The following is a 16,233-nucleotide window of genomic DNA, read 5'->3' on the forward strand; positions in this document are numbered from 1 at the left end:
CTGACTCAGAAGCCCCTTTGCCGCGCGTGTACTGAAGGCACCGCGCCGCAGTCCGAGGTGGAACACAGTCGACAACCCGGGGCAGCCCTGTGCAGGGCTGCCCCCTTCCATGCCCGTCTACCCGCGTTCCGGACCACCCCCGCTCGCGCGGGGAGAACTGCGCGCCCGCGCCCGCACGCGACACCGACCGCGGACCACCCCCGCTCGCGCGGGGAGAACATCGATGGGTTACGTGCGTTCTCGGCAACGTCCGGACCACCCCCGCTCGCGCGGGGAGAACTCCTGGGGAACGTTCCGGGATTGTTCTCCGTGCGGACCACCCCCGCTCGCGCGGGGAGAACGCGGCGTACGCGGTCCGGATCGCCCTCACTTGCGGACCATCCCCGCTCGCGCGGGGAGAACTCCGGTATACCGCCGAGGAGGGACGCCACCGTAGGACCACCCCCGCTCGCGCGGGGAGAACGCCCTCAGCGGCATCTCAGACCACGCGAAGGCCGGACCACCCCCGCTCGCGCGGGGAGAACACCAGCGACTAACGCGCCGCGCCGAATGAGAACGGACCACCCCCGCTCGCGCGGGGAGAACAGCCTTTCCGGTCTCGGGACGGTTATCGGAAACGGACCACCCCCGCTCGCGCGGGGAGAACGCGTGCTCGGTCGCCAACTGGCGGGTGACCTTCGGACCACCCCCGCTCGCGCGGGGAGAACACTTGCTGAGCTGGTGCTATGCGACGGCGTTATCGTTTTGTGACCTTGTGTGGTGTGCCGGTGGTTGGTCGGGCATGGAGGCAGTTTAGGCGCGGCAGGGATCGTGTTGGTGGCTGTGGTGCGGTTGCTCTGGGAGGTTGTGGCCGTGAGCGCAGGTGAACGTGGCGCAGTTCTCCCCGCGCGGGCGGGGGTGGTTCGCTGACGCGGCGGGGCCGGCGGACCGCCATCGGCTGCCGTCTTCGACTACTTCGACTGGAATTTCGTCGGCTGTGTCTGGGGCTGCCGCCGCGAGAGGGCCTGCGGCGTCCGCGTAATGATCGCCGGGCACGCCGGGCACGCTCAGGTGCGCATCGTCCGTTCATGGTGCGTCGTCGACCGGTTTGTTGAACAGCCCACTTGGCCTGCTTCCTTCTCCTGCGTGCAGGGGTGGCGGTGGCCATGCCGTCTACGCTCTCGAACGGCGGCAACCTGTTTGCCTACCTATCAACGGTGCCCGTTTGAACGCCGAGTGTGTCCGCGTCTGGCGGTGCAGCACCGTTCTACTGGGGGTCAAGATTCGCGGGGCCCATGTCGGGAACATGGTCGCCGCCCCTGGGTGCAGTCATCGTCTGCTGGTGGCGCCTGGTTCGCTGATGTTGCTGCATCTGTGAGGGGCGTGGGGCGAGGTGGGGGTATGGGGGCTCGGTGATGTCTGGGTTCGTGTCCGCGAGCCAACATGGAGCCGACACGGGGACGAACCGGGGTGAAGGCGACGGCGGGCATACCGGGGCATACTCGCGTTTGCCCTGGTCAGACTGGGTGGGTCGCGTGGGACTCGAACCCACAACCTACGGATTAAAAGGTCTAGGTCATCATTCCAAGCTTGTCCGGTGACGTCCGGACCCCAAAGCTAGGTGCAGTCTGTGGACGATGGTGGAAACCACGGGACCCCACTGAACTGCAACCGGAACTGCAACCTGGCCTGCAGCACGTCCGCCAGGGGCTGGCGCCGCCCCGCGTGCTTCCCGACTCATGGTCGTTCGACAGCGAGATGGCCACTGCACACCGCTGCCAGTTGGCGCGCGGCCGAGGGGCGGCGTCTTACAGCAACACCGAGCCGTCATGGATGCGGACGTACGGACCTCCATCGCTGAGGGCGTCAAGGACTCGAATAGCGCGGGCTTCCGGCATCATGCTGGCAACTTCCGTCGGCAGAACCCATTCCACTTTTGAGGCTTCGGTAGATGGGCCAGCCTGGCCGCCCACCGGACGACATAGGAAGGCGAGCGAGACAACGCCAAGTTTCATGTTCTTGTAGACACCGGTTAGACGCTCCACTTCGATTCTGACGCCGGTCTCTTCTAGGACTTCACGGATGACACCATCGTGCGGATGTTCATCTAGTTCCAGAACTCCCCCCGGGGGGACCCAGCGACCGTCGTCCATGCGCTTGATGGCAAGGATGTTCCCATCTCCGCGCAGGACGATGCCCGTCACGCTCACCGAGTGCCGAGGTAGGTCAGCGCTGGCGCTCATTCTTCGGCCGCCCATTCGTAGGTAAGTTTCCAAAGCTGGCAGGGGAAGACGTTGTACACAACGTCCAAGGGTTTTCCCGTGCGGTCGAAGGCGAAACGTATCACCTCAAGGACGTGCTGTGATCTGCCGATCTTAAGAAAGTCGGCCTCCTCTTCGGTTGGGCGGCGGGATTCGATCTCTTCCATGAATCGCACGACGCGGTGTCCACGCTCCGCGAGCCGCTCGTAAAGACCGTTCGGTCCCGTGTCCGGGAACGCAATACTTACATCCCCAGCCGCAGACATGGGGACGTATGAAGTCGCCAATTGAACTGGCCGGTCGTCTGCGAACATGTGTCGCTTACGAATCAAGACCCGTTCACCAGTCGCCAAGTCCAAGCGCTCCGCTACCTCGGGTGGCGGGGTAATTTCGTCCACCTGGACGAGTTTCGTGCTCGGCTTGAGTCCGGCCTTCTGCATTCCCTCAGCGAAACTACTCCCGCTGCCTCTGCCGCGCGGGGGTATACGCCGAACTCGCTTTACAGTCGGGATGTCCAGGACGAAGGAACCGATGCCTCGCTCGGTGCGAATCAACCCTTCTGATTCCAGAAGCGCAATCGCGCGATTGATAGAGGTCTGTGTGAGGCCGTACTTGCGGGCCAGCTCCGGCTGGCTGGGCAGAGCCGCGCCCGGCCCGTATGTACCGCGCCTGATCGCTTCCCTCAGGTCGTCCGCTACCTGCTGGTAGCGGGAGCGGGGGCGCTGCAGTGACACGAGCGGCTCCTTCGGCTGTCGGACCTATAACACTGACCATAGCCGTACTGCGGAAGATCCCACATTCTCCCAGCTCAGAGCCCTGTAGCCTGCGAGGGCTTGCAACCTAAAACATATGTGTTAGGCTCCCGCATCGTGAGTGGACCACAGCGGACACTCACGGACACCGCACGACGGCCATGGAGGTTTCCTGTGTCCCGTTCCCTCTCCCCGTTCGCAGACCTGCGGGGGAGACCCATCATCGGTGCTCAGTGCCGGTTTGACCCGGACTTGCACGCCGGTCCGGTCGGTGAGGAGTCGCCGGCCGAGCGTGCGGCCCGTGAGGCGGTGGCCGTGGAGGTGTGCCAGCTGTGCCCGGTGCGTGCCCGGTGCTTGGACTTGGCGATGTGGGTGCGCCCCGAGTACGGGGTGTGGGCTGGGCTGACCGCCGCCGAGCTCGCCGCGCTGGCCGACCTGTCCGAACTCGACATGAAAGAGGTGGCCTAACCCATGACGGCCCGCGCCCTGACCGCGTCGCGTCCCGGCCCGGTGGCCCTGTCGGTTGACCTGCCCGCCGGTGACGTGACGGTCATCGCCGACCCGGCCTGCACGGTCGCCGAGGTCACCGTGACCGCCCGCGGTGACGACCCGGCCGCCCACGACGCCGTCCGTGATGCCGTCCTGCGGTGGGAGGAGGCGACGAACACGCTGAGCGTGCGTGTTGACTCGCATGTCGGCGGCGGTGTCGCCGTCGTGGGCGGTACGCAAACGGTGATCGGCCACCGTGGGATGACCGTCGTGCAGTCGTTCGGCGACATCCCCACCGGTGTGACCGTCAACGGGGCCGCGATCACCGGCGACGGCATCGTCAATCTCGGTGGCCGTGTCGTCATCAACGGAGTCGAGATCACCGGCCGTGGTGCGATCGTGGCCGGTGGCCGAGTTGAGATCACCGCGCACGTTCCCGAGGGCACGAGCGTGGCCGCAGTCACTCAGTCCGCGCCGCTGACCTGTTCCGGCGAGTTCGCCGCGGTCGATTTCACCTCGACTTCCGGTGGCCTGTCGGCCGGTGGGGTCGGTTCGCTGCGTGCCGAGACCACCTCGGGCGCTGTGTCGGCCGCGGCGGTGGACGGTGCGGCGGTGGTCCGGTCGGTGTCGGGGGAGGTGTACCTCGGCCGCGCCGGCGACGTGCACGCCGCTACCACATCCGGGGATGTGACGGTGACCGCCTTCGCCGGCCGGGCCGACGTGTCCACGGTGTCGGGGGATGTGCGGGTGCGCGCCACCGGGGGCGGAACCGTGCGCGCCCGGTCGGTGTCCGGCGACATCACGGTGATCGCGACCGGTACGGCGCTGGCCGAGGGGCTGGCCGTGACCGCCCGTTCGCAGAGCGGCGATGTGGTCACCCCCGACCCTCGGCGTGACGCCCTGGCCTGACCGCTGGTGCGTCCGGGCGGCCGGGCCGGGTGTCCGGCCGCCTCACGGACCGGCGAGACAGGTTCACAGCTGTGCACCCCGGGACGCCCAAACCGCCAAGCCCGGCGTCCCGGGGCCCTTCAAGAAAGGAGTTCCCATCATGACGTACCTGCGTCTCCTGCGCCAGGTCCTGCCGGTGGCGGCCGCTTGCCACCTGTGCGGCGGGTCCGGCGAGATCCGCCCCGGCGACCCGTGCCGGGTCTGCAACGGCACCGGCAGGTGCGGCCGGTGAGAGAACCGGTCGGAAGGAGGAAGCAGCAAGTGAAGCCGAAGAGGTTGTCCCCCGAGACCCGCGCGGTGATCGACGCCGTGCGTGAGGCGGTGGACGTCCCCGCGGCCGCGCCGCACCCGGGTGACCAGCAGCGGCGCGGCGAGATCCTCGATGCCCGCATCCGCCACCTGCTGCGGTCCCTGGAGGCGCTGCCCGGCGGTCGGGTGGACGTGCAGGCGCACATCGCCAGCCTGCGGGCGCTGCTGGCCGCGTACCCGGCGACCGGCTACAGCCACGCCTGCGACACCACGGGCGGTGTGTCGTGACGCCGGACGCGATGCGCGGCGGGATCGCCGTGATGTTCATCCTGCTGGGCGCATCCGTGGTGATCTCGGCCGTGGCGCCCGTGCCGGGGCCGCTGGTCCTGTCCGGCCCGGTGCTGGCCGTTCTGGCGGGCGTGCGCGCCTACCTGGACGGCAGGGAGGGGAGCCAGCGGTGAGCGACCGCTACGACCTGACGAACGAGCTGGTGAACCTCGCCGACGCCGTGCGGGACGCGCTCACCGTCCCGGAACCCGCCGGCGGGGAGTGGGCCGACTACTACCACACCAGCGCCGCCCGGGGCGCCTACGTCAGGGACGCGCTGGCCGGGCTCGCCGGCCTGAGCGGCACGGCCGCCGACCTCGACACGGTCCGTGCCGCCCTCCGCGCCGCGATCGGCGAGATCGAGCGCGCCGACCAGGCCGTCAAGGTGACCTACCCGGTCTCGGCCGGACGGTGCCCGACCTGCCGCGGGCAGATGTGGCAGGTCCGGGGCCGGGACGGCACCCAGACGCCGGAGTGCCCGTGGTGCGATCACGACTACTTCGGCGAGCACCGGGGCGGCGTCTCGGCGAGGGCGTGCCCCGAGTGCCGGGGTGAGGGCCGCCGCTGGTACCAGGGGCCCGGCGTCACGTCCGACTACGCCTACGCCGCGTGCGACGCGTGCGGCGGCGAGGGCCTGCTGGAGGTTTCCCGATGACGACGATGCAGATTCCCGCGCCGGACCCGGACGACATCGAGCAGGGCATCGCCGCGTTGGAGCGGCACTTGGCCGAGGCGGCCGACTCCGCGACGCCGACGCTGCAGCTGCTGCCGTCCGGCGACCTGCCCGTCGCCGGGCGGGTCCCGGACGGCGAGACCAAGCGCGTCAAGCGGTTGCGGGCCGAGGTGGCCGAGGCGCACCGGCTCGCCGAGTTGTACCAGGACGACACGCCGCTGACGTTGGAGTCCGAGCGGGTCCGGCGCCGCCGTCGCCGCGTGTACGAGGCGCACCGGCTGCACGAGCTGTCCCGGGACCCGCGGGCCCTGGCGTGGCAGGCCGCCCGGGTGCGCCGCATCGCCATCGGCGCGTCCATGACGGCGCTGGCCCTGGCGCTCGGCTGGAGCAGCGCCGGAGTCCAGGTGTTCGCCGCAGACGGCGCGCCCGCATGGTCGGCGCAGTGGTTGTTCGCGTGGACCGTTGAGCCGTTCCTCAGCCTGGCGCTGCTGTCCATCGTCGGCGTGCGGGCGTTCCTGGGCGCGCACGGCCAGCCGGTCGAAAGCAGGACGCTCAACTGGCTGGAGGGCCTGTTCCTGGCCCTGACGGTGACGATGAACGCCTACCCGCACTTGCCGGGCGTCGCGTCGCCGTTCTCGTTCGAGCGGCTCATGGTGCACCTGATCGGCCCGATCGTCGCCGTGGCGATCGTGACCGGGCTGCCCGTCCTGCTCGATGCGCTGTCGCGGCTCGACATCGCCACCGAGCCCGAGAGGGCTACCGGCCTTACTGGCCTTACGTACAGGCAAAACGCACCGACCTACCGGTCGGGAAACCGAGCCGAGGTCGACGCGCTCGTGCTCCGGGCGCGGCAGTTGATCGACGCGGGCGAGCTGCCGCCCGAGCCGTCGGCGAACGCGATCCGCGCCCGGTTTCGCTGCGGGATGGACACGGCCCGCGCCGTCCGGGACGCGATCCGGGAGGGCGGCGAGTAGCGGTGCGGCACCGGCCGTACGTCGAGCCCGTCGTCGACGGTTGCCGGATCGGCTACCGGATGCGGTGCACGTGCGGGCAGGCGGGCGAGGTGTACGAGACCCGCCGCGTGCCGCGCTACGAGGTCGACTCGCACATCGCCACCCTGCCGCGCGTCCCCGTCGGCCAGCAGTGCCGCGACCGGCGCGCGCACGGCCGGCGGCCGTGGGAGCCCTACGAGCTGTGCACCAACCAGATGGCCCTGTTCTGAGAGGAGATCCGGTGACCACCGACACCGACCAGAGGCTGCCGCGCTACCGGGGGCTGTGCGGCGCCATCGTCCGCCTCAAGCCGATCGCGGTGGACGAGGGATACGGCCTGACCCGCGGGTTCGGCTGGGAGTGCGACTGCGGCGAGACCGGACAGCACCTGCGCCGCGCCGACCTCAACGCCTCGCTGTTGCTCGCCGACGCCCGCCAGGCCGCCAACCAGCACGCGAGCACGTGCCGGGCTCTGCCCGACCCGATCGGAGAGTGAGAGGAGAACCCACATGTCCAACGACCGCAACAAGTGCGGTGCGACGTTCGTCGGCCGCGACGGCGAGACCGTGAAGTGCGACCGGGACGGCGCCAGGCGGCACGTGGCACACCGCGCCGCCGACGGCACGACCGCCGTCCGGGTCCCGGGCGGCGCCGTCATCACCAAGCCCCGCAACAAGTAGAGCCCGTACCCGGCCGGGGCTCACATCAGCAACGGCCCCGGCCGGGCCCTCAACGAGAGGCAGTCACATCATGACCCACAGGAGGCACCGGTGAGCGACCGCGTCATCGATGAGCTGGCCGGCGTGGAGTTCGGCGGGTCCCTCGCGATCGCGTTCGAGCTGTACGCGCGCGAGTTGTTCACGATCGCTCGCGCGTGGCAGCACGAGCTGGACATGGCCAGCTCGGACGCCGAGGCGGCCATGTCCGAGCTGCACGGGCACCCGCTGCTGTTCGGGTTGGACGCCAAGGTCAAAGCCCGGCGCGTCGCCCGCCGGTTGAAGCGGGCGCAGGCGCTGGCGCACGGCCTGGCCGAGGAGGCCCAGCGGTTCAACCGGGCGTACCGGCGGCACTTCCTGGGGAGCTGACCATGGCATCCGCTGAGCGAATCATCATCCAACTGGGCGAGACCGCCTTCCGCGGGCAGGTCGGCCGGGCCGTCGCCACCTACGCCCGGGACACCCAGACGCTGGCGCACGACATGGCGGCCGAGCTGGACGTGGCCGCCGAGCGGGCGCAGGCGGCGATGTGGAAGCTCCGCAAGCTGCCCGAGATGCGGCGGGTTGACGTGTGGGTGCGGGCCCGGATGGTGTCCCGCCACCTGCGCCGCGCGCGGGCCCTGTGCCAGGGCATCAGCGCCGAGGCGGTCCGGTTCAACGTCGCCTACCGGCGGGAGTTCCTCGACCTGGAAGAGGCGGTCCGCCGCAGGAGCCGCAGGAGTGGCGAGATCGAGGTGAGGCTGTGATGGGCGGACGCATCGAGGCTGCGGGCGGCGCCGCGTTGGACCGGGCCGCCGTCGCCACCGTCTCCAAGATCGGTCCTTTGGTGCCGCCGTGGGCGGTGCTGCTGATCGTGTGGCCGCTCGCGCTTGTGGCGCACGTCCTGTGGGGCGAGCCCCCGGCGGTCGCCTGGGTCGCCATGGCCGGCACCCTCATCGCCGTGATCCTGGCCGCGTTGACCTGGCTCGTCTCGCACGGGTGCGGCATCTTGGGCCGGGTCCACTCCACGGTCACCGCTGGCGGCGCCATGCTGTGGTTCACGGTCGCCACGATCACCGGCCCCACATCGGGGTTCGCGCTCGCTGCGTGGTTCTTCGGCGGCGGCGGACTGGCCGCCGCGTGGAACATCCGCGCCGTCATCCGCGCCAAGAACACCGACAGCGCCGACACCGACCCGCTTGGCGGCCTCTTCGACAAGGCCAAGGAGCGGTTCGGGCTCAAGGGCGCCAGCGTGAAGACCCGCGAGGTCGACGATCACGCGATCAAGGGCACGCTCCAGCTCCCGCCGGGTGAGCGCACCCAGAGCGACATGCTCAAGAAGACGGAGACCATCGAGTCTGGTCTCCGCTTCCCGCCGGGGTCGGTGGTGTTGGCGCCGCATGAGGACGACGCCAGCAAGATGCACATCACCGTGACCGACCCGCGGATGATGCGGCGACCGATCCCGTGGCCCGGTCCGAGCAAGCCGGGCGCGTCCATCGCCGAGCCGCTCCGCATCGGCGTCTACCAGGACGCGACTCCGGCCCTGCTCACCCTGCCCGGCACACACCTGCAGATCATGGGCATGACCGGGTCGGGTAAGTCGATCGGCGGCGGCTGGAACATCCTCGGCGAGGCCATCACCCGGTCGGACGTGGCAACGTTCGTGGCCGACTTGGCCAAGTCAGACCAGACGGTCGGGCCGTTGACCCCCGCCATCACACGGTTCATCAAGACCAAGCCCGAGCTTGTGGCACTCATCCGGGCACTGGTGCGGATCATCCCCGAGCGCACGGCCTGGCTCGCCGAGCATGGCTACCAGCGGTGGGCTCCGGGCTGTGGCCTCACCTACTGGATCGTATGGCTCGAAGAAGCCGCCAAGATCTTTGACGAGCTCGGCTCGCGAGAAGAAGAGCTGCTGTTGCAGGTGCTCAAGGAGGCCCGGTCGGCCGGGTGCAGCATCATCCTCTCGCTCCAGCGCGCCGACTACAGCCAAATGCCCACGATCGCCCGCGCGCAGTTGGCGCGCATGACGTTCGGCGTCGCCAGCACTGAGGACAGCGGGTTCGGGCTCTCCGAGCGCCAGCAGGCCGCTGACTGCGCCCCCGAACTGTGGGGGAGCCATCAGCCCGGCATGGCCTACCTTGACGCGCCAGGCGTGCCTGAGACGCACTACGCGGTGCCGCTCAGGACGTACGCGTGGGGGGCGGACGACCAGGACGCCAACGCCGCGATGCGCGAACACGCGGCCCGCTACCCGGCCGCAGCACGGGACATGGACATGGACGAGTTCACGACGCGCCTGGCGGACTCGGTCGGCACCGGACCGCGCGTCATCCAGGCGACCACCGTCGACCAGGAGGACGACATGCGAGACGACCGAGACGAGGACACCGGCGACGCCATCGCCGACTACCTCGGCGAGCCCGACCCCGACCCCGACCTCGCCGACGTCGCACCCGACGCCGAGATCAAAGAGCCCACCGCCGAGGAAGCCGAGCGGTTCGTGATCCCCGAGCCGACCGCCCAGAAGATGTCGCCGCAGGCCGCACGCCGGCTCCTCGCCGACTGGCTCAAGTTCCGCGCCCGGGGCGGACGGCACACGTTCACCGCGTCCGACCCCGAACTGCTCAAGGTCCGGGACGCCACCGGCAACCGGTCCCGGGCGTGGGCCTACAAGGTCCTGCGCGAACTGGTCGACCTGGGCGTGCTCGCCGAGGACGACGCCGGACCCACCACCCGGTACACGATCGCCGACCTGTCCGCGCTCGACCGGGACCCGGTCGCCGTCTAGACCCTCGCGAGGGGCCCGCACGGCCCGTACCGGCGGGCCCCTCCCCCCGCGCACGGCTGCGCGTGTAGGCGCGCACCCGCACCCGTTGTTGATCTTGTCACGGGCGTGTCACGGACCCTGTCACGGGCGCCTGTCACGGCCGTCACGTGACACCGTGACACCCGCCCTGACCTGCAACTCCCTCCCCCAGCCCCCGCCCGCGTCACGACAGGAGGAAACATGCCCGACACCAGCACCGCAACCGTGCACATCACCACGTTCGGATACCTGCACGGCGCGCCCCCGCCCGCTGAAATCACCCTCGACCTGAGGCACCACTTCCGCGACCCGCACGTGTCCCCCGAGCTGCGGTACCTGACCGCCCACGACGCGCCCGTAAGGGCCGCCGTGCTCGACACCCCCGGCATCCGCCCCCTGATCGACGCCACCGCCGCCATCCGCGCCTACCTCGCCGGACCGTCCGCCGGACCCGTCACCGTCGCCGTCGGCTGCGCCGGCGGCCGCCACCGCGCCGCCACCGTCGGCATGACCCTGGCCGACATCCTGGTCGGACAGGCCGTCGCCCTGACCCACCGCGACCTCCACAGGCGAGTGATCAACCGGTGAACGCGTACACGCGGCTTGAGCGTGGCCGGCCCGTGACGATCGTGACCGGCCCCGGCGGCGGCCGCACCCGCCCCATCACCACTTCCGGTGTGGAGGTGCGGATGGCCGGGTGCCCCCGCTCGCCCCGCAACTGCGCCATCCGCCGCGAGGACGGAACGGTCGTCGTCCGCCCCTACCGCGGGCTGCGCAAGTTCGTGGACTGACCGCCGGTGCGTCCGGGCGGCCGGGCCGGGTGTCCGGCCGCCTCACGGACCGGCGAGACACGCTCACCGGCCACGAACAGTGCCCCTCGGGACGCCCGAACCGCAAGCCCCGGCATCCCGGGGGCCCCTCCCAGACAGGAAAGGAGTCCCCACCCATCATGACCCACCCGGTCCCGCCTGTCCCGCACCGGCCGGACATGGCCGCCTCGCCGCAACGCCACACCTGGCAGCGACGCGACGCCCACAACGCCGTTTGCGTACGGTGCGGCACGCACGCCCAGAAACGGCCCTCGCCGTACGAGCGCCGATGGTTCACCGAGTGGCGGTTGCCCGATGGGACCTACGTCAACAACCACGACGGACAGCCCACGCCGCCGTGCCGGCCGCTCACCGAGGGCGCCGGCACCGGCGACGGCATCCCCGACACCGCCGACCTGTTGACGGCCGCGCTCGGCCACGCGGCCCGCGGCTGGCACGTGTTCCCGCTGCGGCCCGGTGACAAGCGCCCCGCTGTGACCAACTGGGAAGGCCGCGCGACCGCCACCGACACCGCGCGCATCCGGCGATGCTGGCAGCACACCCAGTACAACATCGGGATCGCGTGCGGCCCGTCCGGGTTGGTCGTGATCGACCTCGACACCCCCAAGCCGGGGCAGGTTCCGCCCCCTGAATGGGCCGATGAACCCGGTATCAGCACCGGCGCCGACGTGCTCGCCGCGCTCGCCGAGCGGCACGGCCAGCCGTTCCCATTCGAGACCTACACCGTGCGCACCGCATCGGGCGGGATGCACTTGTACTTCACCGCCCCACCCGGCGTGGCGCTGCGCAACACCGCCGGGCGGCTGGGCTGGCTGATCGACACCCGCGCTCACGGCGGATACGTCGTGGCCGCCGGAAGCGCCGTCGGTCCCAACGCGTACGCCACCGCCTACGACGTGCCGCCGGCGCCGTTGCCCGGCTGGCTGGCCGAGCTGCTGCGCCCGGCGCCGCGGCCGCCGCAACAGCCGGTCGTGGTGCACCTGGCCGCGCCCGGCCGCCGCGCCGCCTACCTGAACAAAGCGATCAAGGCCAGCGTTGACGCGGTCGCCGCCGCACCGCAGGGGCGCCGCAACGCCACCCTGTACGGCGCCGCCGTCGCTCTCGGCCAGTTGGTGGCCGGCGGCGCACTGGACCCAGCCGACACCGAAGACCTGTTGGTCAACGCCGCCGTGCAGTCCGGACAGTCCGAGCTGGCCGCGCGGCGGACCATCATGTCGGGGTTCCGGGCCGGTGCGCAGCGTCCCCGGAGGGTGCCCGCATGACCGCGAACACCCCGCCCCCGAACACCCCGCCCGTGAACGCCCCGCCGGCGGGCGCTCCCCGGCGGTTGAAGGTCGGGTCCGGGCCCGAGACCATCCGCGTCCTCAGAGCGGCGCTGGCCGCCGGTGCGCTGCCCGACACCTACGTCTCCGCCGGGTCCCTGGTGCACATGGAGACCGTGTCGGGCGGTCAGGCCAGCCCGGCCGCCGATGACGATTCGCCTCTGCCGGTGACCGCCAGCCCCATCACCCCCGCGACTTTGGCCAGGGTGCTGGCCGAACACGCCTACGTGTACCGGGAGCGCTCCCGCAAGACCGGTGACGGCGGGGTGGAGTTCTATGAGGAGGAGGTGACCCCGCCGCGCGAGATCCTGGCGTCGGTGCTGGCGGGCAAGACCTGGCCGAACGTGGCGCCGCTGCGCGGCGTGATCGGCGCGCCTGTGCTGCGCCGAGACGGCACCCTGCTGCAACGTCCCGGCTACGACCCCGCCACCGGCCTCTATTTGGCCTCCAAGGTCGCGCTGCCACCGGTTCCCGACGAACCCACCCCCGAGCAGGTCCACGCCGCCCGGGAGTTCCTGCTGGGCCGGTTTCTGCGCGACTTCCCCTGGGCGGGCCCCGCCGACCGGGCGAACTACATCGCGCTGCTGGTGACGCCGATCCTGCGGCACTTCACCCGCTCGCTGACGCCGTTCGGGCTGGTCGATGCGACCATGCCCGCGTCCGGCAAGAGCATCCTGACCGGGGCATGCGGGATGCTGTACGGCCAGCGGGTCATTCCCTGGCCCTACACCGAAGAAGAACTGCGGAAAAGCATCACGGCCGTGCTCGCCGAACAGGTCGGCGTCGTGGTGTGGGACAACCTGGCCGAGGGGACCGTCATCGACTCGGCCACCCTCGCCCTGCTGGTCACCACCGGCGTGTGGTCCGACCGGCAGCTCGGCGCGTCCCGCACCATCGCCACCGTCAACGACCGGCTGTGGATGGCCACCGGCAACAACCTGCAGGTCGGCGGGGACATGGCGTCCCGCACCGTCCGGGTGCACCTCGATCCCAACATGCCCCGCCCCGAACAGCGTGACCAGAGCCGTTTCGGCATCCCGCACCTGGATCAGTGGATCACCGTCCCGGCCAACCAGATGACGGTGCTGTGGCACCTGCTCGTGCTGGTCTTGGACTGGACCCGCCGCGGCGCGCCCCGCGCCGACACCATCGCGATGCGGCAGTTCACCCCCTGGGCCCAAGCGCTGGGCGGGTTCCTGGCACACCATGGCATCGATGGATTCCTCGGCAACGCCGCCGAGGTGCGCGGCATCGACGAAGACGAGAGCCGCTGGCGGGCGTTCCTGGCCTGCTGGCACCGCCTGCACGGCGACCGGCGCATGACCGCCGCCGAGCTGCGCCGGAGCGGTGAACCCGAGCGCATCGGCAACGACGAACACGACCCCTGGGACGGCCAGTTCATCACCACCCACACCGGCCGCCCGCCCAACGTGCTCGCTCTCGGCCGCCTGCTCACCGGCCAGGTCGGCCGGTGGCGCGGTGACTACGTGATCCGCTGCGCCAAAAACGACCGGGGCGACCGCAACGTCTTCTGGGTCGAACACCATGCCTGAACCGATGCCGGACCGGGGACCGCTGAAACATCCCCGCAAACTCCGCAACGCCGCACACCCCCGCTCACCTGCACAAACACGTGCGGAGATAGCGGAGACCAAACTCCGGTCATCTCCGCAACTCCGCAACCCCTGCGGAGATCAACCCCCGGTTGCGGAGATGACCAGAGCCCCACCGTCTCCATCTCCGCACACATCACCGCAGGTCACGGCCACCTTTGCGGAGATGCGGAGATGCGGAGATGTTTCAGCCCCTCACACCAGAGGCCGACGGACGGCCGCCAAAGCACGCCAAGCGACCGGAACAAGGAGGTGCCCATCATGACGACGCCCGCCCCCGAGGTGCCGCCGGAAATGCGGCTCTACAGAGTGACTGACGTTGCGCGCCTGCTGTCGCTGTCGCGCAGCACGCTGTACATCCTTATGGAGTCCGGTCGACTCCGGTCGGTCAAGGAAGGCCGCACCCGCCTGATCCCCGGTACCGCCATCGTCGAGTACATCGCTCGCCTTGAGCAGGAGGGCAGGAGGTGACCAAACAGTCCGGCAAGCGGAAGCCGAACGGACGATCCTCCATTTACTACAGCGAGTCCGACGGCAAGTGGCACGGCTGGGTGACCATGGGGCGTGAAGCCCGATGGTCGCCCCGACCGCAGGCACCGCAAGGCCGCCACGGAGGCCGAAGTCACGCGCAAGGTTCGCGAGCTGGAGGCCAAGCGCGACGCGGGCAAGACCAGTAAGCCCGGTCGCGCGCCGACCGTCGCGGAGTGGATGCGGACTTGGCTCGACACCATCGCCGCACGCAAGGTGGACGAATCCACTATGCGCACCACCTACCGCCCCAAGGTGGAACAGTGGATCATCCCTGGTCTCGGTCAGCATCGCCTAGACCGGCTGCACCCTGACCACCTTGACGCCTTCTACGTCTCCCTGGCGGATGCAGGATTGGCGCCGAACACCGTCTTGCAGATTCACCGCATTCTGTCGCGAGCTCTCAAGGTGGCCACTCAGCGCGAGATCATCGCGCGTAATCCGGCCACGCTTGTAGACGCGCCCCAAGCGGAAGAGACCGAGACTGAGACTCTGACCGCGGCCCAAGCGCGGACGGTGCTCACGATCGCCGGTGAGCAGCGCAATGGAACGCGGTGGTCTGTCGCGCTCGCGCTCGGCCTACGGCAGGGTGAAGCGCTCGGGCTGCGCTGGAGATACGTGGATCTGGAACGCGGTGTCATCCGGGTGCACTGGCAGATCAAGCACATGCCCTACCGGCATGGTTGCGACGATCCCCATGAGTGCGGCGCCCGGCTGCATCGCTGGCCCTGTCCCGAAGACTGCCCAAAGGCCAAACGGACGTCCGGACGGCGCCACGTCTGCCTCACGCGCTGCCCCGCCAATTGCAAGCGCCACAAGGACGGGAAGTGCCCGAAGCTGTGCCCGCCGGACTGCACAGGACACGAGCGTTCGTGCCCCAAGCGGGTCGGGGGATGGAGGTTCACCCGGCCCAAGGGCAAGCGCGGGCGCGAAATCCCCATCCCGCCGCCGCTCCTGGAGCTGCTCAAAGCGCACAAGGCCGCCCAGGATGCCGAACGCCAGGCGGCGGGGGAGAACTGGGAAGACTGGGACCTGGTGTGGTGTCGGCCGGACGGCCGGCCGATCGATCGGCGCGCCGACTGGGGCGCGTGGAAAGAGCTCTTGCGCGCCGCGGGCATCCAGGCGGATGCCTACCGGCTGCACGACGCGCGGCACACGGCGGGCACGCTGCTCGGCGAGCAGGGGGTGAGCATCCACGTGATCCAGCGCATCCTCGGCCATGCTCAGCTCAGCACGACGCGCCGCTACACCCGGCCCACGGACGACCTGACGGTGGACGCCGTGGGGCGCATGGGAGCTGCCCTGTGGGAGTGATCGACTAGGCCGACTGCAACCCAGACTGCAACCCGGAAGGTCAAGGGCGTATGCCGATCACGGCATACGCCCTGCTCGTTCGCGGTGGGTCGCGTGGGACTCGAACCCACAACCTACGGATTAAAAGTCACCGCAGAACATGCTGGCCCGGTATTGGCGGTGTCACGTTGTGCCGTTCTGTGCACATCCAAGTGCATTTCAGGTTCGGGCTGTGCCGCTGCAGACCGTCCCGTACCGATGCCGCCGAGCGGACAACGAGCCAACTAGGCCATCGCCACCCGCCGGCCGCGTCCGCAGCGTTGCCCGTACGGTGGTGTCCCGCGAGCGGGAGGCGAAGCCCGTCAAGTCCGTGATCGGCGCGCTCTGATTCTCCCCGCACAGGTGGGTGGGTGGTTCGTCGGGGAGCTGCGGTGATGTGGTGGCGCCGTTGTCGTGAGTCGGCGGCGGTT

General features: G+C 70.1%; 20 protein-coding genes, 1 pseudogene and 1 CRISPR repeat array. Of the genes and pseudogenes, 19 read left to right on the forward strand and 2 right to left on the reverse strand.

Features of this window, described 5'->3' with window-relative positions; genetic code table 11:
- Positions 1-129: 129 nt before the first annotated feature.
- A CRISPR array of direct repeats spans positions 130-707; the repeat unit is 29 nt; unit sequence CGGACCACCCCCGCTCGCGCGGGGAGAAC.
- 1,080 nt (positions 708-1,787) lie between these two features.
- Entirely contained in the window at positions 1,788-2,222 is a 435-nt protein-coding gene (locus QSK22_RS29885; RefSeq protein WP_502872386.1) for an NUDIX domain-containing protein, read from the reverse strand.
- Positions 2,219-2,974, reverse strand: coding sequence for a GntR family transcriptional regulator (locus QSK22_RS29890; protein ID WP_285497792.1), 756 nt, complete (start codon positions 2,972-2,974; stop codon positions 2,219-2,221). Before QSK22_RS29890 ends, QSK22_RS29885 begins: the two co-directional genes overlap by 4 nt.
- Positions 2,975-3,244: 270 nt before the next feature.
- Between QSK22_RS29890 and QSK22_RS29895 the strand changes: the two genes are divergently transcribed.
- From QSK22_RS29895 to QSK22_RS29985, 19 genes and pseudogenes are all read left to right on the forward strand, one after another.
- Positions 3,245-3,460, forward strand: a complete 216-nt coding sequence (locus QSK22_RS29895; protein WP_285497793.1) for a WhiB family transcriptional regulator — start codon at positions 3,245-3,247, stop codon at positions 3,458-3,460.
- Between the two features lie 3 nt (positions 3,461-3,463).
- A complete protein-coding gene (locus tag QSK22_RS29900; protein WP_285497794.1) occupies positions 3,464-4,390 on the forward strand; it encodes a DUF4097 family beta strand repeat-containing protein in 927 nt (308 codons plus the stop codon).
- Between the two features lie 139 nt (positions 4,391-4,529).
- Complete coding sequence (locus tag QSK22_RS29905) at positions 4,530-4,661, forward strand: hypothetical protein (protein WP_285497795.1); 132 nt, start codon at positions 4,530-4,532, stop codon at positions 4,659-4,661.
- A 29-nt stretch (positions 4,662-4,690) separates the two neighbouring features.
- Entirely contained in the window at positions 4,691-4,966 is a 276-nt protein-coding gene (locus QSK22_RS29910) for a hypothetical protein (RefSeq protein WP_285497796.1), read from the forward strand.
- Positions 4,963-5,139, forward strand: a complete 177-nt coding sequence (locus QSK22_RS29915) for a hypothetical protein (protein ID WP_285497797.1) — start codon at positions 4,963-4,965, stop codon at positions 5,137-5,139. Before QSK22_RS29910 ends, QSK22_RS29915 begins: the two co-directional genes overlap by 4 nt.
- Positions 5,136-5,660 carry a hypothetical protein gene (locus tag QSK22_RS29920; RefSeq protein ID WP_285497798.1) on the forward strand — a complete coding sequence of 175 codons (525 nt, stop codon included), beginning with the start codon at positions 5,136-5,138 and terminating at the stop codon, positions 5,658-5,660. Before QSK22_RS29915 ends, QSK22_RS29920 begins: the two co-directional genes overlap by 4 nt.
- Positions 5,657-6,652: a hypothetical protein gene (locus tag QSK22_RS29925; protein WP_285497799.1), complete on the forward strand. Its 996-nt coding sequence runs from the start codon at positions 5,657-5,659 to the stop codon at positions 6,650-6,652. The genes QSK22_RS29920 and QSK22_RS29925 overlap by 4 nt, the downstream gene beginning before the upstream one ends.
- Before the next feature lie 2 nt (positions 6,653-6,654).
- A complete protein-coding gene (locus QSK22_RS29930) occupies positions 6,655-6,900 on the forward strand; it encodes a hypothetical protein (RefSeq protein ID WP_285497800.1) in 246 nt (81 codons plus the stop codon).
- Between the two features lie 11 nt (positions 6,901-6,911).
- Positions 6,912-7,166 carry a hypothetical protein gene (locus tag QSK22_RS29935; protein WP_285497801.1) on the forward strand — a complete coding sequence of 85 codons (255 nt, stop codon included), beginning with the start codon at positions 6,912-6,914 and terminating at the stop codon, positions 7,164-7,166.
- A gap of 13 nt (positions 7,167-7,179) precedes the next feature.
- The gene (locus tag QSK22_RS29940; protein ID WP_285497802.1) at positions 7,180-7,350 is read left to right on the forward strand and encodes a hypothetical protein; all 171 of its coding nucleotides are present in this window, start codon (positions 7,180-7,182) and stop codon (positions 7,348-7,350) included.
- 90 nt (positions 7,351-7,440) lie between these two features.
- Positions 7,441-7,755: a hypothetical protein gene (locus QSK22_RS29945; RefSeq protein ID WP_285497803.1), complete on the forward strand. Its 315-nt coding sequence runs from the start codon at positions 7,441-7,443 to the stop codon at positions 7,753-7,755.
- Positions 7,731-8,132 (forward strand): annotated as a pseudogene (locus tag QSK22_RS29950) (hypothetical protein); the annotation flags it as partial. The gene QSK22_RS29945 and the pseudogene QSK22_RS29950, both read left to right, overlap by 25 nt.
- On the forward strand, positions 8,132-10,159 hold the full coding sequence (locus QSK22_RS29955; protein WP_285497806.1) for an FtsK/SpoIIIE domain-containing protein: 2,028 nt from the start codon (positions 8,132-8,134) through the stop codon (positions 10,157-10,159). The pseudogene QSK22_RS29950 and the gene QSK22_RS29955, both read left to right, overlap by 1 nt.
- Before the next feature lie 219 nt (positions 10,160-10,378).
- Positions 10,379-10,765, forward strand: coding sequence for a RapZ C-terminal domain-containing protein (locus QSK22_RS29960; protein ID WP_285497807.1), 387 nt, complete (start codon positions 10,379-10,381; stop codon positions 10,763-10,765).
- Between the two features lie 32 nt (positions 10,766-10,797).
- Complete coding sequence (locus QSK22_RS29965) at positions 10,798-10,968, forward strand: hypothetical protein (protein ID WP_285497808.1); 171 nt, start codon at positions 10,798-10,800, stop codon at positions 10,966-10,968.
- Positions 10,969-11,126: 158 nt separating this feature from the next.
- Positions 11,127-12,269: a bifunctional DNA primase/polymerase gene (locus QSK22_RS29970; RefSeq protein ID WP_285497809.1), complete on the forward strand. Its 1,143-nt coding sequence runs from the start codon at positions 11,127-11,129 to the stop codon at positions 12,267-12,269.
- Entirely contained in the window at positions 12,266-13,882 is a 1,617-nt protein-coding gene (locus tag QSK22_RS29975) for a hypothetical protein (RefSeq protein ID WP_285497810.1), read from the forward strand. Before QSK22_RS29970 ends, QSK22_RS29975 begins: the two co-directional genes overlap by 4 nt.
- Positions 13,883-14,203: 321 nt before the next feature.
- Positions 14,204-14,413: a helix-turn-helix domain-containing protein gene (locus tag QSK22_RS29980; protein ID WP_285497811.1), complete on the forward strand. Its 210-nt coding sequence runs from the start codon at positions 14,204-14,206 to the stop codon at positions 14,411-14,413.
- Between the two features lie 93 nt (positions 14,414-14,506).
- Positions 14,507-15,784 carry a tyrosine-type recombinase/integrase gene (locus QSK22_RS29985; RefSeq protein WP_285497812.1) on the forward strand — a complete coding sequence of 426 codons (1,278 nt, stop codon included), beginning with the start codon at positions 14,507-14,509 and terminating at the stop codon, positions 15,782-15,784.
- Positions 15,785-16,233: the final 449 nt, after the last annotated feature.

Source organism: Actinomadura sp. NBRC 104425 (assembly GCF_030269545.1).
GTDB classification, from domain to species: domain Bacteria; phylum Actinomycetota; class Actinomycetes; order Streptosporangiales; family Streptosporangiaceae; genus Spirillospora; species Spirillospora keratinilytica.

Coding starts and splice junctions, on each gene's coding strand:
- QSK22_RS29885 (WP_502872386.1), bottom strand. CDS start 2,222: ATGAGCGCCAGCGCTGACCTACCTCGGCACTCGGTGAGCGTGACGGGC.
- QSK22_RS29900 (WP_285497794.1), top strand. CDS start 3,464: ATGACGGCCCGCGCCCTGACCGCGTCGCGTCCCGGCCCGGTGGCCCTG.
- QSK22_RS29905 (WP_285497795.1), top strand. CDS start 4,530: ATGACGTACCTGCGTCTCCTGCGCCAGGTCCTGCCGGTGGCGGCCGCT.
- QSK22_RS29925 (WP_285497799.1), top strand. CDS start 5,657: ATGACGACGATGCAGATTCCCGCGCCGGACCCGGACGACATCGAGCAG.
- QSK22_RS29940 (WP_285497802.1), top strand. CDS start 7,180: ATGTCCAACGACCGCAACAAGTGCGGTGCGACGTTCGTCGGCCGCGAC.
- QSK22_RS29955 (WP_285497806.1), top strand. CDS start 8,132: ATGGGCGGACGCATCGAGGCTGCGGGCGGCGCCGCGTTGGACCGGGCC.
- QSK22_RS29960 (WP_285497807.1), top strand. CDS start 10,379: ATGCCCGACACCAGCACCGCAACCGTGCACATCACCACGTTCGGATAC.
- QSK22_RS29970 (WP_285497809.1), top strand. CDS start 11,127: ATGACCCACCCGGTCCCGCCTGTCCCGCACCGGCCGGACATGGCCGCC.
- QSK22_RS29975 (WP_285497810.1), top strand. CDS start 12,266: ATGACCGCGAACACCCCGCCCCCGAACACCCCGCCCGTGAACGCCCCG.
- QSK22_RS29980 (WP_285497811.1), top strand. CDS start 14,204: ATGACGACGCCCGCCCCCGAGGTGCCGCCGGAAATGCGGCTCTACAGA.